Consider the following 14,840-nt stretch of genomic DNA (forward strand, 5'->3'; position numbering starts at 1 on the left):
CCTCTCTCTTATCGCACCTCTTAGGTACGAACCCCATAGAGTCATTGATGGAATGGTTAACCCGCATTTCTCACAAGGAATTCTGCTACAAAGCCGAAACCCATGTGATTACTTTGCTTACTCGGTCGAGCCGCCTTCACCGTAGCGCTGCTACGCTTCTGCCGGCTCTCGGTCGTAATCTTCGTACGCATAGGGCTTTCTGCTTCTCGCGACGAATCCTTGTGAGAAATGCGGGCTAAACCCCGAAAAACCGCGCCAAATTCGAGCGCGGAAAACAAACATGTCCCGACGATAATCGTGACGCCTAGTATAACCACTAATTCCGCGAAAAAAAACCTCATCCTCCCGGTGGCTTGACCAGTTGGGACTCTTGGCTTGACCCGTGATCGTGCGCCTTGACGCGGTCCGCAACTGCCTGCTACTTTGGGGACATTCCCTTGTTGATGATCAATGGGTTTGCCGTGGAACCTTCGCTCCGGCCAAACCCGGGCCTGTGCCTCCCTCTCTCTCGTGGCGACCTCACCGCAACCTCGGCGCTTTTGGCATCACCAAACAGGGAAACCCCGTGTTCTGTTTTGTGCTCGCAAAAAACTTTAAGGGAGGCTACCGTGCCGTTACCCGACTTTCCTACCGCCGACCAAGAGGTGATTCACGTTCACCACAAGGGCAACAACCTGGGTCCCTTTGCCGGTCCCAAGCTGGTTGACATGCTTGATGCCGGTGAACTGGCCGCTGAGGATCCGTTCTGGTTTCCCGGAATGAGCGACTGGATCAAACTCAAACAGGCGCCTCAGTTCATCGACCATTTCCGCGCCGCGGCAAAACCCGTCGGCCCGCCCCCACCCGTGCCGCAATCGCGCGACGATCAACTCGACGCGGTATTCGGCAAGCTGATTGACAAAAGCTGGGCCTATCTCGACGAATACAACTTCGCCTCCCGCATCGACGAAATTTTCCTGGGCGCGGTGATCACTTCCACCCTCGACGCCGGCTACAACCTGATCGACCTCAACTCCGACGGTCAAAACCACTACCTGCGTTTCGAGAATTTTGACGACGGCAGCCGCACCATTTTCCGGCTCAACCACTTCACCGGCGATCTGGTTTCGTCCAACGTCATCGGCCAGAAGGCACGGGTGATGGTGGGTTACGGCGAACGGGTCGGCAACATCGGCACCATTATGTCCGCGTTGAAAGCCGAGGTGAAAAGCGGCATTTTCAACAATGCCGAACCCGGCTCCATTGTGGTCGACGCCGACCTGACCTCCGGTTACATTTACTGTCAGGTCGACATGTTCTGGTCGCTGGACGAAATCATCAGCCGCAACTACGACATCGATTACGAAACCCTGGCCGAATGGATTCGTGCCTCCAACAATGCCCTGCGCAAGTACCTGCGCGGCCGTTTCGCGAACTAGGAGGAAACCATGTTCGGCATTATCAGCAAGTTTGCCCACAAGTCGGAGATGCGCGAGTCCAAGGACGAAATGCTCATCGGCGAAATCGTGCGTGCCATGTCCCGCGACGGGTACGTCTCCATCAGCTTCCAGGCCCACAGCGACCGCCAATTGGTGCGTTTCTACGCCCCGCAAAACGAACTTTTAAATTCCGTCTGTATTACCCTCGACCGCAAAACCGGGACCGGCATGGTCAGCGCGGCTTTGCTTGGTTCCAAGGCAACCCTGCAAATCATGGCGGAGGTCAAAAACAAAATGACCGATCCCGACGACCTGTTGGCGATGTTCAAAACGGACCTGGCCAACCTGTTCAAGTTACCGGTGGTCGGCGGCATCAAACTCAACCACGAAATGAACAGTGTCTTCGCCTCGGTCACCAAAATTATCGAAATCGACAACTTCATCGGTAAAGGCGAGGCCGGTACCGCCCAACTGATGGAGATCATCGGTGGGACCATTCACGAACTCAGCGAGAAGCTGAAACCCTACAAACGCGCCTAACGTACAAGGCCGGGTAAACCAATAGGTTGCCCGGCGCACCTGAGCGGCCGCGGCGAAGGACGAGCCCATGATGGAGCAGATTGTAGCGGGCGTGTTTTGCGCGCGGCGTCCCCTGCGGTTCCTCGGCGTTGAAGTCGGCGCGCGCATGACCGTGCTGCAACTCGACGGCGGGTTGTTGTATTCGCCGATTGATGTCGATGAACAGGCGGTCACGGCATTGGGCAAGCCACGCTGGGTTGTGGCCCCCAATAAGCTGCACCATTTATTTGCGGGTCCCTGGCTGGAGCGGGGTCTGGAGGGCTGGGCCGCGCCGGGTTTGGCCGAAAAACGTTCCGATTTAAACTTTGTCGGGACCCTCGACCGTGGCGAACATCCCTTTGGCGACGCGGTGGAAACCCTCACCCTGACCTGTTTTCCCATGACCAACGAGGTGGTTTTGTTCCACCGGCCGAGCCGCACCCTGGTGGTCACCGATTTTGTGTTTAACTTTGCACCGACCGCGCCTTGGTTCACGCGTTTTGCGATGCGCGGCGCGGGTTGTTATCCCGGTTGTCGCGCCAGTCATTTGGAACGGGCGTTGATGAAACGCGATGTCGCTCGCCGTGAATTGGCGACGATGCTGCGCTGGGATTTTGAGCGCATCATCCCCGCCCACGGTGAGGTGGTGACCGGTGACGCCCGCCGTGCCTTGGTCGATGCGTATCATTGGTTAGGCGTCGGTGGGTGATTTTTTGGGGTGTCGGTTTATCGGGGCTTGTTGGTTCTTTGATGTGAGGCCGGCCCCGTTTCGGTTACAGTGGATCTAGGCGAATCGTGAAGGTTTCGTTGTCGATGCCTTCCACCGACAGCGTTTTGTTGCCCCCCGGCCAATGCAGGGTCAGGCTGCCCGCCTCGCAATGATAGGCCGCGGTGTACAAGGTACCGAAACCCTCGCGGTAACGGCGGTGGTACAGCGGCGGTCCCAGAAAATGACGGGTCATGTCGGCCGCCCTTTCCCTCGGGTCGCGCAAGCGATTGGCTAAAAACATTTCGCGCTCATAGCTGGCCACCGCCTGGTGGTAAGGTCGTCGGTGCAGGCCGTCCTGGTGGTTGGTTGCCAGCGGGCGCGGTGCACGACGTGGCGGCCGCGAACCCGCCCCCACGTAAAGTGTTTGGGTTGCGCCTGTCGTGTCCGCGAAGGTCAAATTGTAGTTCATATGGCTCGGCAAACGGGCTGTCGCCGCAACCGCCTCGGCCACGTTGTGACAGGTCTCCAACAGGTAGCGGACCACCACCGGAATGCCGAACCCGTCGTCGACCTGGTCACCACCGCCGAACGCCAGTGACACCGCCAAACCCGCGCCGTTGATCCCGTCGAGCGCGCCCCAGATGCAATCGGTGACACAGAGTACCGGTTGCAACCAGTGGGTGCGCATCACCGTCGCCTCAAAGCGATCCGGTGAATAGTCGTAGTTGCGAATCAGATGGGTGCCGTGCTCGGGGGCACCGCGCGGACCGAGTGCTACCTGGGAGCACCCGGTCAGAAACGCGGGGGGGCGGTACAAGCTCAAAAAGGCGGTTAACTTTTCGTGTTGTTCCGGGAGAAAGGCTTGTAACCGGTTCAGCCACGGGACCAATTCGGGCATATCGCGCGCCACAGCCTGTTGGCAAATCGTGGCCGGGGGGCGAACCCCCTGTGCCTCGGCAAAGTACCAGTCAGCATAGCGCGGCCATTGGCGCACAAGGTGCTCGCGATAACGCGGGCCGGGTTGTTGTTCGTTGACACACCAAAATCGGACGTCCAAGAGCACCTACATTAACTTGAAGCCGCCGTATTGGGCCTCGGGTGGGAAAGTCAGCGGTTTGGTGGAGAAACGCTTGCGGATGCCGCGAATCCAGGCTTGGGCGCGATCGTTCAGGGCGTAATCATCGGTCATAAAACGACCGCGACTCACCAGAATGCCAAGGTCGGCGCCCTTGTAACGGTACTCACCCGGTTGCAGAATGCGCAGGAAAAAGGCCTCGTTCTCATCTTCAACCGCGCGGCGGTGGGTGTCGAAACGGGCGTAATGAACCTCGCCGCGATCATCCATGCGCCAAATACCGCTGGGTGGTGCCTCCGTAAGAACGTCGACGCTGTCCTCGCAGTGTTTGATGATCATTTGGCCCCAGCCGTCGGTGTTCTCCGGCAGGTTCCAGCGGCGGTTGATGTCGCGCAAGTTGATTTTGTAGTCCACGTCCATCCATTCCAACAGGTGGAACATGAACAACGGCATATCGGCCAAGGCAAAGACCGCGTGGTTGGTAATCGAGCTGGCGCCGGTAATGCGGGGGTTGAGCTCGCCCAGGTAGAGCTTGTCGGTATCGAGATCAATCAAAAAGTCGAGTTCGAAATAACCGCGATACCCTTCCTTGAGCAACTGATTCCCGAAGGCGACGGTGGCGCGACGGGCCTGGCGGCGCACTTTTTCGGAAAAGACGTCGGGGAGAATTTCATTGCCGCACCAACCGCCTTTATAAGGCGTGAGTTCGGGGAAACCCACCAACTCCGTCATCAAAGGCGCCACGATGGTGCCGTGGCGGGTGACACAGGCCTCAATGGCGGTCCCGCGGCAGCGGATTTTCTTCATGACCTTGACTTCTTTTTCGCCGACAATCTCGTCCGCGTGATTGTTCCAGTCGTCCTCGTTGGAGATGAAGAAGGTGGTGTGCCCCGAATCGCCGAAAGGGGTTTGGACCACGAGTTCGGGGCCGAGCCGGGCCGCGACCTTGCGCAGGGTTTTGTAGCTGTCGACTTTGGCCAATACATTCGGAACCGATTTAACACCGGCCGCATCAGCCACACGGGTGGTGACCACCTTGTTGTCCAGGTGCGTGCGCAGCGACGCCTTGGGGAAACAAATTTCAAGGCCAAGCTTCTCAGCCAAGGCTTCGGTTTGTTCATCGAACATCAGGAACAAGGCCTTGCCGTTGCGGCGTTTTTTGATGTAGTCGACCACCTCGGGGTGTTGCAGCATATAGTTGTTGATGTCTTCGATGCTTTCGAAAGGTTCGTGATCGACCTGTTCCTTAGGCACAAACACGTTGGGGTGTTGCCCGTCAAAACAGTCGATGTAGCTGATGTACTTCAGGCCTTTGACCCACTCGTCGGCGCCGAGTAGGTTGAAGTTGGTCGCACTAATAAAGTAAATCGGTATCTCGTTTTTGAAGAAGAAACGACGGATATCGTGGATGCCTTTGAGGAAGGGTGCTTCTTTTTGAGGTGTTTTGGCTTTCGTCGATGCATTCATTCAAGCAGCTCCTTTTTTAGCTTAAGTCCCACTGGGTTGTGAGGGGCGCGGTCGCTTGCGGGACGGACGTTTGGTGTTGGGTTTGGCGGCGATGGGTTCAGCGGCGTCACCGGATTCGCCCGCGGTAACGGCCTTGACCGGTTGCAGGTTCCCCGAGCCCGACGCGCTTTCACCGGTGTTGAGCGCCTCCGCGTTAAGCGTTTCCGCGTTAAGCGCCTCCGCGTTAAGCGCCTCCGCGTTAAGCGCCTCCGCGCGGAACACCTTGAGCCCCAATTCCGCGTTGTAGCCGTGGATTTCCTTGACGTCGAGCGCCAACAAAAATTCGAGGATTTCAGGGCTGACCACTTGGCCGGGCACAAGGATCGGAAAGCCCGGCGGGTAGGGGGTGACAAAAGTGGTGCTGACCAGCTCCGTTCCTTGGCGAACCCGTGCCACCAATTCTTCGCACAGGGGTTCATAGGCGCAATTTTCGCGGTCGTAGGCCAGGTAATAGGCACGGCGCATATCGCCCGCCGGTCCCTCGCCCTCGGCTTGGAAAAACGGATGGAACCCGCTGAAGTGCGGCAGCGGCGGCAGATCCTCGGTTAAACTTTGAATGCGCAGGGTCAAGGCGCGGTGTTTTTGCGGTGTCAAATCGTGTTGCAGGTTGCGAATCATCTTGGCGATTTTGATGAGCACCGAAATCAAAAAGGCAATCGCGCTGCGGTTGGAACCGATGTTCGTCATCATCAGGATCGTGTTGCGGGACGTTTTGTTGACCTGAATCCCAAACTTATCCATCAGGTAGGTTTTGCGGAAGGTATCGCCGTCGATGCCGGTCCGGCCGATGTAAAGCGTGATCCGCGTCGGGTCGAGGACAAACTCGTCCTCCTGCCACGCTGGTTCGGCCGAAACCCATCCCGTCTCCGCCTTGAAGAAATGCTCAAAGCCGGAAGGTCGGAATTCGGACGGGATTAATTCGCCCGGCCCCAAACAGGAGAAGTAACGCTTCAGCAGCGGTTGGGTCTTGAGGGTTTCGCGCACGATCATGGCCATTTCGATGCTTTTTTGGACCAACTCATAACCTTCCAACTCGGCCTGGCGTCTGGCAACGTCCAGGGACGCCAAGATTTGGTAGTTGGGCGAGGTGGAGGTATGGGTCATGTAGGCTTCGTTGAAAAAGGACTCGGTGCGGGTGTAGAAGCACTCGTCGTAAATGTGGATCATGCTGCCTTGCCGCAATGAAGACAGGGTTTTGTGGGTCGAGTGGGTGGCGTAGACGCGGATTTTGATGCGGTCGGGATCGGGGAACCACGGCTGCGAAAGCAAGGTGTCGTCGTCTTGGCTAAAATCGGTCGGCGTCTTGAATTCGCGATAGGCGTCCGAACGCAGGTATTTGTTCAAACGCTTGGCGCTGGACATCGCGGCGCGGCGACGGTACATGTGGTGAAAGTGGGCAAAACCAAACCAAGCCTCGTCCCACAGAAAAATAAGGTCCGGTTTGATGGCCAGGAGTTCCTGCATCACCCGCATGGGATCGTAAATGAGGCCGTCGAAGGTGGAGTTTGTCAGAACCAGCATGCGCACCCGGTCCAGTTTGCCTTCTCGCTTAAACCGCAACAGCGTGCGTTTAATTTCCAAGAGCGGGACCCCGCCGTAAATCGAGTATTCCCGCAGGGGGTAGGCGTCCAGGTAAACCGGGCAACCGCCGGAAAGCATAATGCCGTAGTGGTGCGACTTGTGGCAGTCGCGGTCGATGAGCACGATGTCCCCGGGTTTGAGCAGGGCCAATTGCACGATTTTGTTGGCGGTTGAGGTGCCGTTGGTCACGAAGTAGGTGAACATGGCGCCGAACGCCTTGGCGGCCCGTTCCTGGGCTTCTTTGAGCGGGCCGGTTGGGTTGAGGAGGGAATCCAAACCGCCGGTGGTGGCCGAGGTTTCCGCCAGGAAAATGTTTTTGCCGTAAAAATCGCCCATGTCTTTGATCCAGTGGGTTTTGTACACGGAATTGCCACGCGACAGGGGCATGGCGTGGAACACGCCGGTGGGGCGTTTGCTGAATTCGATCAAGGCGTTAAAAAACGGCGTGTGGTAGCGTTCTCGAATACCGCGGCAAATACTCAGGTGCAATTCCAGATAATCTTCGTTGCGGTAAAAGATGCGACGAAAATGACGCGAGCCCTTGACCGAGGCCTCTTCTACCCCGGCGTCGGTGACCAGGTAAAGGTCGATTTCCGGTCGGATCTTGTGGAGAAAGCTACCCAAGGCCAAACTGCGCGAGACGCCGGTTTTGGCGTTTACGTCGATTTCCTCCAGGGCGGTGACGTGGGGGCCGAGGAGTTTGGTCGGGGAATCGGATTTGACGGGGAACCCGTAGCGAATGACGACACATTGGATGTTGGGGTTGAGAATCACCGCCAGCAGGGCGTCCTCAAAGCTGGGTGCCACGATGACGTCGTAAATCGACGTGCCTTTGGGGTCTTGTTGCGAGCGCATCTCGTCCCGCAAGGCGACCTCGTGCTCGGGGTGTAGGTTGTCGACCACCAGCACCTCAAAGTAGTTGCGCTCGCTGTCGTCGCTCGTCGGCGGAATCGAGGAGGAGAGCACCAGGTCATTGATGGGGACATGTCGGGAGGCCAGCCGACGGCGGTAGCTTTCGCTGATAATGCCGCGCACCACATGAGACACGGCGCGCATGAACAAAAACGCATCGTTGCTGGCTAAAATGGCGCGCAGTTCTTCCACCGTGGCCTTGCCGGGATAGGCCCAGTACCGTTCAACCGGTTCCAAAATATCGAAACAGGCGGCGATGGTCGCCTCGGTTTCGCGCTGGTGCAGACCCTTCTGTTCGCGTTCGTAGTGTTTGGCGGCTGTCACCTTCAGCCGGTTCCAGGTTTCTTGCCGCAGCTCGGTGGTGTTGTAATGAAACTCAAGCCCGGCGTTTTTTTGGGGTGCTGACATATTTTCCTCAATTCGCGCGTCTGTTACCTAAAGTGAGTAATGCTTGGCGGCGCACGCGTGCAATCTTTCTGACTGGTACCTGTTTTGCCTTGTGCGCCACCGCGTTTTTCAACACCTTTCGGTTTGGTCCAGGGCGTCTTCAGCGCCGCCAGGCGTGCAACGGCATCAATGCGAATCGCACACTTTAGGTGTTACTGTTCGGTTTGATCCTGGGTATTGGGTGGAACCCCGTCCTCAAAAAAACGTTCGTCGCCACGCGCCAGCGCACGCCGTGTTTTCTTCTCTAAGGTACCCAGCTTGGAGAGGTATCCAAAGTCGACTTCCGGGCGGTAGACATCAAAAACGACCTTGCGGTCGCGAAAACTTTTTAACGGCTGGCCCAAGCCTTGAATGCCCTCGCGGCGGGTGTGGTCGACCCGGTCCAGGTTAATCTCAACCGGCATCAGTTCTGAGCCGCTGCCGGCTTGGTGGATGACGTAACCCTCGGGCCCGACGATCAGCGATTGGCCGTTGCCGCAATCGCCCAGACCGTTCATGTCGAGAATGTACATTTGGTTTTGGGCCGCGCTTGCGCGTACGATTGCCAGTTCCACGTTGCGGTCGATGGTGTTGGTCATGGTGGGGTGGAGCAAGACTTGGGCACCCATGGCTGCAAGGGTTCGGGTCGTTTCCGGGAACCAAATGTCGTAGCAGATGCTGACACCGAAGCGCCCCACATCGGGTACATCAAACACCAGGAACTCGTCGCCGGCGGCCACGTGTTCCTCGTAGGGTCGGAAGGGAAACATCTTGCGGTAGCGGCCGACCACGGTTCCGTCCGGGTTGATGACCGGCACCGTGTTGTAAATCTTGCCGTCTTTCTTTTCGTACATGCTGCCCGGAATCAACCAGATCTTGTGTTTGCGCGCCATTTCACAGAAGGCGTTTTCGGTTGGGCCCGGCATGGTTTCGGCCTTAGACAGAAAAAAGCCGTGTGGGGCCAATTCGCTAAACATCACCATTTCCACCCAGGGAAAGGTCGACAACAACACATCCAATCGTGAACGCATGGGTTCCAGATTACTGTGAACGGCGGAGAGGTACATCTGTACCCCGGCAATGGCAAAACGCATAGCGTTCAACTCCTCATTTATTCCGGTGACGGCGGGGCGCGCCTTGCCAGGCCGCCCCGTCCTTTTATTCGGATTGGAAACTTTGGTCGAGGGCGTGAGAGAGGATGTCCATCCCGCGCTTGAGGGTGGCGTCCTCAATGGTGAGGGGCACCAGCAGGCGGATCACGTTTTTGTAGGTTCCGGCGGGAATCACCAGCAGGCCTTTTTCCCAACAGGTTTCTAGGATGCGGCGACAGCGCGCCGGGTCGGGGCGATGGGGATCGCCGTCCTGAACCAGTTCCATGGCACGCATCGCGCCCATGCCGCGAACATCACCTACTACCCGCGGGTACTGTTCTTGGAAGGCGGCGAAGCGTTCACCGATCAGGTTGCCGATGTGCGTTGCCCGGCCACATAAGTCCTGGTCCTTCATGACTTGGATGGTGGCCCGTGCCGCCGCGCAGGTGACCGGGTTGCCCGGATAGGTGCCGCCGATGGTGCCTGGCTGGGCTTTGTCCATAATTCCGGCGCGACCCATCACCGCGCCGATCGGCATGCCCGAACCCATGGCTTTGGCCCAGGTCGAAATGTCCGGCGTGACACCCGCGTACTCGTAACAGGCCCAGCGACCCGTGCGACAAAAGCCGGTCTGTACCTCGTCGAGAATCAGCATGATGCCGTGTTGATCGCAAATTCGGCGCAAACCCTGCAAGTAGGCGGCGGGTGCGGCGACAAAGCCGCCTTCGCCGAGGATGGGTTCGATGATGATCGCGGCCACCTCGTCCGCGGGAACCATGGTTTGGAAGGCGTCTTCGACACGACGCAATTCGCGGCTGACGAACGCGTCCTGGCTCAAGCCGTCGCCTTGGTGGTAGTAGTCTGGATAAGGCAGGCGGTAAACGCCGCCCGGGAATGGGCCGCACCAGCGCTTATAGGCTACCTTGGAGGTTAAGGCCATCCCCATCATGGTTCGGCCGTGAAAGGCGCCGGTGTAACAAAGGACGCCGGAACGACGGGTCGCTTGGCGGGCTATTTTGATCGCGTTTTCGACCGATTCGGCACCGGTCGTGGTCAACATGACCTTGGTCCGTTCTCCATGGGGAAACAAGGCGACCAGGTCTTCCGCCAGGGCCACATAGGGCTCGTAGGTGGCGACCATCACGCAGGTGTGAATGAGTTGGCGGGCTTGGTTTTCGATGGCGGCCACTACCCGGTCGGGGCAATGGCCCGCCGAGGTGACGCCGATGCCTGAGGCGAAATCGATAATCTCTCTGCCGTCCAGGTCGATCAAAATACTGTTTTTTCCTGAAGCGGCGGTTAGCGGGGTCACCATGCCCAATCCGTCTGAGATGACGGCACGGCGACGTTGGATGAGTTCTTCGGAAACAGTCATGGAGTACCTCTTAAGGGTCAGTCAATCCAAATGGTTTTGACGTTGACAAATTCGCGAATGCCGAAGATCGATAACTCGCGGCCGTAGCCGGAGTCTTTCACCCCGCCGAAGGGAAGGCGTGGGTCGGATCGCACGAAGCTGTTGACGAAACAGGCGCCCACGTTGAGTTGCTTGGTGGCAATTTCACGGCCGCGTGCCCTGTCCGCGGTAAATACGGCCGCGCCCAATCCGTAGGGGCTCTGGTTGGCTAAGGCGATCGCGTCGGCTTCGTCTTTTGCGGTGATAATGGAGGCGACCGGGCCGAACAATTCCTCGCGGAACGCCGGTGCGTTCAGCGGGACGTCGCCGAGTAAGGTTGGCGGGTAATAACAGCCCGGTCCCGGCGGTAAGGTACCGCCCAAAAGTCTTTTGGCGCCCACGGCGACACTTTCTTCTACCTGGTGGTGCAGTTCATCGCGCAGGTCTTTCCGTGCCATTGGGCCGATGTCGAAACGGCCCGCCATGGGATCACCGAAGGTTTTGTTGTTCATCAGTTCGAGCACCTTTTGGGTGAACGCCGCCGCAATCGGGGCGACGACAATGAACCGCTTGGCGGCGATGCAGCTTTGCCCGCTGTTAATCAGACGTGACGTGACACATGCGTTTGCGGCCAGGTCCAAGTCGGCGTCCGCCAAAATGAGATAGGGGTCGCTGCCGCCTAACTCCAGCACCACCTTTTTTAAGTGGCGCCCCGCTGTTTCAGCCACCGCGCGTCCCGCGCGGGTGCTCCCGGTAAGGGTCACCGCCTTAATTTGGGGTTGCGCGATTATGTCGCTGACGACGTCCAGCTCGGCCACCAGCAATTCGAAAAGGTCGGGCGGGAAGCCCGCGTCCTTGACAAGACGTGTCATGAGTTGGGCACAACCCGTCACGTTGGGTGCGTGTTTGAGCATCACCGTGTTGCCGGCCATGAGTGCCGGCGCGGCAAAACGGAACACCTGCCAGAAAGGGAAATTCCAGGGCATGATGGACAGAATGACCCCGAGTGGTTCAAAGGCCACAAAACTGTTGGCGGCTTCGGTGGGGAAGGGTTGGGGCGCGAGAAATTTGGTGCCTTTTTCGGCGAAATACTCGCAAACCCAAGCACATTTTTCCATTTCCGAGCGGCCCTCGTGGAGGGGTTTTCCCATTTCGAGTGCCATTAGGCGCGCGCCCTCTTCCGCGTTGTCGCGCAACTGTTTGGCGAGTTCTAACAGGCAGCGGGACCGTTTTTCAAAGGACGCGTTGCACCACTTTTGCTGTGCATGATCCAAGCGATCTAAGACGGCCAGGGCCTGGTCGCGGTTGATCGTCGGGTAGACGGCAAGCTGTTCGTCAGTGGCCGGGTTAACGGATGTAAAAGCCAAAAAGAGCCTCCTGCAGATCTCCCAGGTTCGGTGGGGATTCAGGAAACGGAGTACAAGGTCGAAGGCGTTCGAACCTGGTTATGGTGAATTTATAACAGCATAGCACAGTTTTGGTTCACTGCTACTCAGGTGCGCTTTTTGACAGTGTGCGGCGGGTTAAACCCGGTGGAACAGCGCTTCCAGTACCGCGCTTTTTTTGCCGACTTGGACCGCGAAAATGTGGCCGCCGTGGATGTCGTGGCGGCCGCCGCCATGAACCACCGCGACCACGCGGTACAGATAGGCACGTTCGCCGACTTCCAACTCAATCAGCTCGTTGTGGCGGGGGAGGGTGGCGAAATCACGGGCGCCCATGCCTTCCCACATGCTGTTGCCGGGGTTTTTTACGAGAATAAAAGCGGTAATGGTTGGGTGGCTGGTTTCTTTTGATTGCGGCATCCGGGGAAAAAATCCTCTCGCTTAGGTTGGCACGTCCCCGGTGCTGCTGTTGATACGGTAGCCTTGGACCCGGACGTGTTCGGTCATCGATCCCAAATATACCAAATTTCCGTCCTCTTGGCGGTAGCCAAGGTCACCGGTACGGACCATTCGCAAGCCTGGTCGGAAGGGATCTTCGACGAAGCGGTGCGCGTGGGGTCCGTCGTGCAGATAACCCTGGGCCACGGCCGAACCGCTGATGCAAATTTCACCGATTAATCCGGGCGGTAACAACTGCAAATTGTCGCTTAGGATGTACACACTGAAATCACCCAAGGCCTTGCCCACCGGCAGGTGGTCGCCGCAAATGTCTTCCGGGTAAATGTGGTAAAAGCTGATCCAGCCGCCGGTTTCCGGGGTTCCATAAACGTTGAAGAAGTGATGGGATTGCGCGTAGCGGCCCGCCAGTTCGGCCAAACGCGCTTTGCCTTTGGTCATGATCACGCGCAAATGGGCCAGGGTCTCGGGTTCGAGCTGTGCCAAGACGTCGGGCGTGAAGGCCGCGATGGTGACCCCGGTTGCGGTTAAAAATGAATGCAGCCGTTGTTGGTTCTGCAACAGGGCCGGGTCGAACAAAACCCCGGCCGCGCCCGCGGTCCAGGTGGTCAACAGCTCGATGGGACTCATTTCCGCGGCCGGTCCATCAACCAATAAAACGCGGTCGCTCGGCGTGAGATCGAAACCCTCTGCTTGGATCCGGGTGCTGTTGGCCAGCATCGCGTGGGTTAGCGGGATAAACGCCTCGTTTTGTGCGCTGTAAACGATCAACGCGGTGTCCGCCGCCTTGACCAGAATCGGTAGGTTGGCGATGTCGTCGCGCCAGAACAAACGGTGTAGGTGAAGCTGTTTGCCGCGCGCGGATAGATTCTTAGCCGCCGCCTCATCGGCCAGTATGGTTAAATGCGGGTCCAGCGCTTCCAACCGCGCCGCGGCCAAGTCGGGCTCCTGATCGCGGTCCATCGGGCAGGCGATGGCGCCTGCTTTGAGAATACCCAGCAAGGTGATGGCCGAGGTCAAGCTTCGGTCCGGGTACCAAGCCACGCGATGGCCGTGGTTGACCGCGTGTTCCGCCCACAGGGTGGCCGCCAAAAAGTTGGCGCGCTGGTTGAGCTGGGCATAGGTTAATTTCTCGCCATCACTGAATAACGCGGTGTGATCCGGTTGTTTGCGGCAGGTTTGCTCCCAGTTGCTGATCAGCGTTTGCGCCGTCGGCGCATGGTTGACCGGCCCGTAAAAATGGAGCATGCGTTTTTGCTGGTTCTCGTTGAGTACCGACAAACGGCCGCAGGGCAGGGTGGGATCTTCGAACTGACGCAAAACGTGCTGCCAATGTCGGCAGAACTCTTCCAGGAACGCGGCGTCGAAACGGCTGCTTTCGGCGTCCAGGCACCATTGGGTGCGACCTTCTTCGCGTTTAAGGAAGATGCACAGCGGGTAATCGGTGGATTTGGGCGTGTGATGAATGCGGTTGTAGGCCAGCAAGATCGGGGAGGTGGTGCCACTCAGGTGGAACGCCTCGTCTTCAACTTCTTCCAACTCGAAATCTTGGTACTGATAACTGTCGTCGAGGGTTTGGCGCACTTGGGCCAGGAAATCCACCGTGCTTTGGCGCGGGTTCAATTTTTCGATAATGCTCACGTGGCCGCCGGCCGGGCGAAAGCGGAAGCCGGGCGTGTCGACGATAATGCAGGTTTGGCGGGCGTAAATTCCCAGCACCTGGTGGAGGGCGGCCAAATGGTAAACAAACGGGGTGACCGGATTGTCGTCCGGTTGCGGTTCGACCAAGTCGGCAACCGCCGTGTCGAGGGTAAAACGGAATTGAAAGCGACCGGTCGCATCGGCGGCTTGTTGCTGCCGCACGCACTGAAAGTGGAACGGTTGCTCAATCCGGGTCAACCGTTGGCGCCAAAAATCATGGTGTTTGCGGCGCTGATCGCTGTTGTGTAGAACTTGGGTAACCGTACTCATGGACGTCGCTTTCTCCCACGATGGGGGGTGGTGTTGGCGAGGTTGGCGGCCTGGGGGTTTGTTATCCTGTTCAAACGAGAATGCCTGGAGAAGGTTTCTCGATGTGCAGCGAAAGTCCATAATGCTGAAGATCGATTCAGAGCGAAGGGACGCGCCATAAAAGGATCCGTGGATCGTGGCAAAACCCGGTGGAACACCGATGGTATCAATCGAGCGTAAGCCCTCTGCCTTTCAAAAAAGGCGTGTCCTGGTTCGAGTAACGCGGACGGGATGGGTGGGGCGGAATGCGTGCCGGTGTGCGCGGCATTAAGGGATAAGGTCCGCCGACCGTAAATCGTCCGGGCGATAGAAAATCGTAC

At 58.0% G+C, this 14,840-nt stretch carries 11 protein-coding genes; 3 read left to right on the forward strand and 8 right to left on the reverse strand.

The window, feature by feature from the left end:
• The first annotated feature begins 608 nt into the window (after window positions 1-608).
• From J3U88_RS13635 to J3U88_RS13645, 3 genes are all read left to right on the forward strand, one after another.
• Entirely contained in the window at window positions 609-1,418 is an 810-nt protein-coding gene (locus tag J3U88_RS13635) for a GYF domain-containing protein (protein ID WP_207859391.1), read from the forward strand.
• 9 nt (window positions 1,419-1,427) lie between these two features.
• Window positions 1,428-1,958 (forward strand): hypothetical protein, encoded by a 531-nt coding sequence (locus tag J3U88_RS13640; RefSeq protein ID WP_207859393.1) that lies wholly within the window; start codon window positions 1,428-1,430, stop codon window positions 1,956-1,958.
• Between the two features lie 67 nt (window positions 1,959-2,025).
• Window positions 2,026-2,685, forward strand: a complete 660-nt coding sequence (locus J3U88_RS13645) for a DUF4336 domain-containing protein (RefSeq protein ID WP_207859395.1) — start codon at window positions 2,026-2,028, stop codon at window positions 2,683-2,685.
• A gap of 64 nt (window positions 2,686-2,749) precedes the next feature.
• Here the strand turns inward: J3U88_RS13645 and J3U88_RS13650 are convergent, their stop codons facing one another.
• The 8 genes from J3U88_RS13650 to J3U88_RS13685 form a co-directional block, all read right to left on the reverse strand.
• A complete protein-coding gene (locus J3U88_RS13650) occupies window positions 2,750-3,742 on the reverse strand; it encodes a C45 family autoproteolytic acyltransferase/hydrolase (protein WP_207859397.1) in 993 nt (330 codons plus the stop codon).
• A 6-nt stretch (window positions 3,743-3,748) separates the two neighbouring features.
• A complete protein-coding gene (locus tag J3U88_RS13655; RefSeq protein ID WP_207859399.1) occupies window positions 3,749-5,227 on the reverse strand; it encodes a biotin carboxylase in 1,479 nt (492 codons plus the stop codon).
• 21 nt (window positions 5,228-5,248) lie between these two features.
• On the reverse strand, window positions 5,249-8,167 hold the full coding sequence (locus J3U88_RS13660; RefSeq protein ID WP_207859400.1) for an aminotransferase class I/II-fold pyridoxal phosphate-dependent enzyme: 2,919 nt from the start codon (window positions 8,165-8,167) through the stop codon (window positions 5,249-5,251).
• 191 nt (window positions 8,168-8,358) lie between these two features.
• Window positions 8,359-9,279, reverse strand: a complete 921-nt coding sequence (locus tag J3U88_RS13665; protein ID WP_207859402.1) for a carbon-nitrogen hydrolase family protein — start codon at window positions 9,277-9,279, stop codon at window positions 8,359-8,361.
• Between the two features lie 64 nt (window positions 9,280-9,343).
• Window positions 9,344-10,651 carry an aspartate aminotransferase family protein gene (locus J3U88_RS13670; protein ID WP_207859404.1) on the reverse strand — a complete coding sequence of 436 codons (1,308 nt, stop codon included), beginning with the start codon at window positions 10,649-10,651 and terminating at the stop codon, window positions 9,344-9,346.
• Window positions 10,652-10,668: 17 nt separating this feature from the next.
• Entirely contained in the window at window positions 10,669-12,036 is a 1,368-nt protein-coding gene (locus J3U88_RS13675) for an NAD-dependent succinate-semialdehyde dehydrogenase (RefSeq protein WP_207859407.1), read from the reverse strand.
• A 156-nt stretch (window positions 12,037-12,192) separates the two neighbouring features.
• Complete coding sequence (locus J3U88_RS13680) at window positions 12,193-12,474, reverse strand: hypothetical protein (protein WP_207859409.1); 282 nt, start codon at window positions 12,472-12,474, stop codon at window positions 12,193-12,195.
• Between the two features lie 21 nt (window positions 12,475-12,495).
• Window positions 12,496-14,481, reverse strand: coding sequence for an AMP-binding protein (locus J3U88_RS13685; protein ID WP_207859411.1), 1,986 nt, complete (start codon window positions 14,479-14,481; stop codon window positions 12,496-12,498).
• Window positions 14,482-14,840: the final 359 nt, after the last annotated feature.

Origin of the sequence: Acanthopleuribacter pedis (assembly GCF_017377855.1) — a bacterium.
GTDB lineage: Bacteria > Acidobacteriota > Holophagae > Acanthopleuribacterales > Acanthopleuribacteraceae > Acanthopleuribacter > Acanthopleuribacter pedis.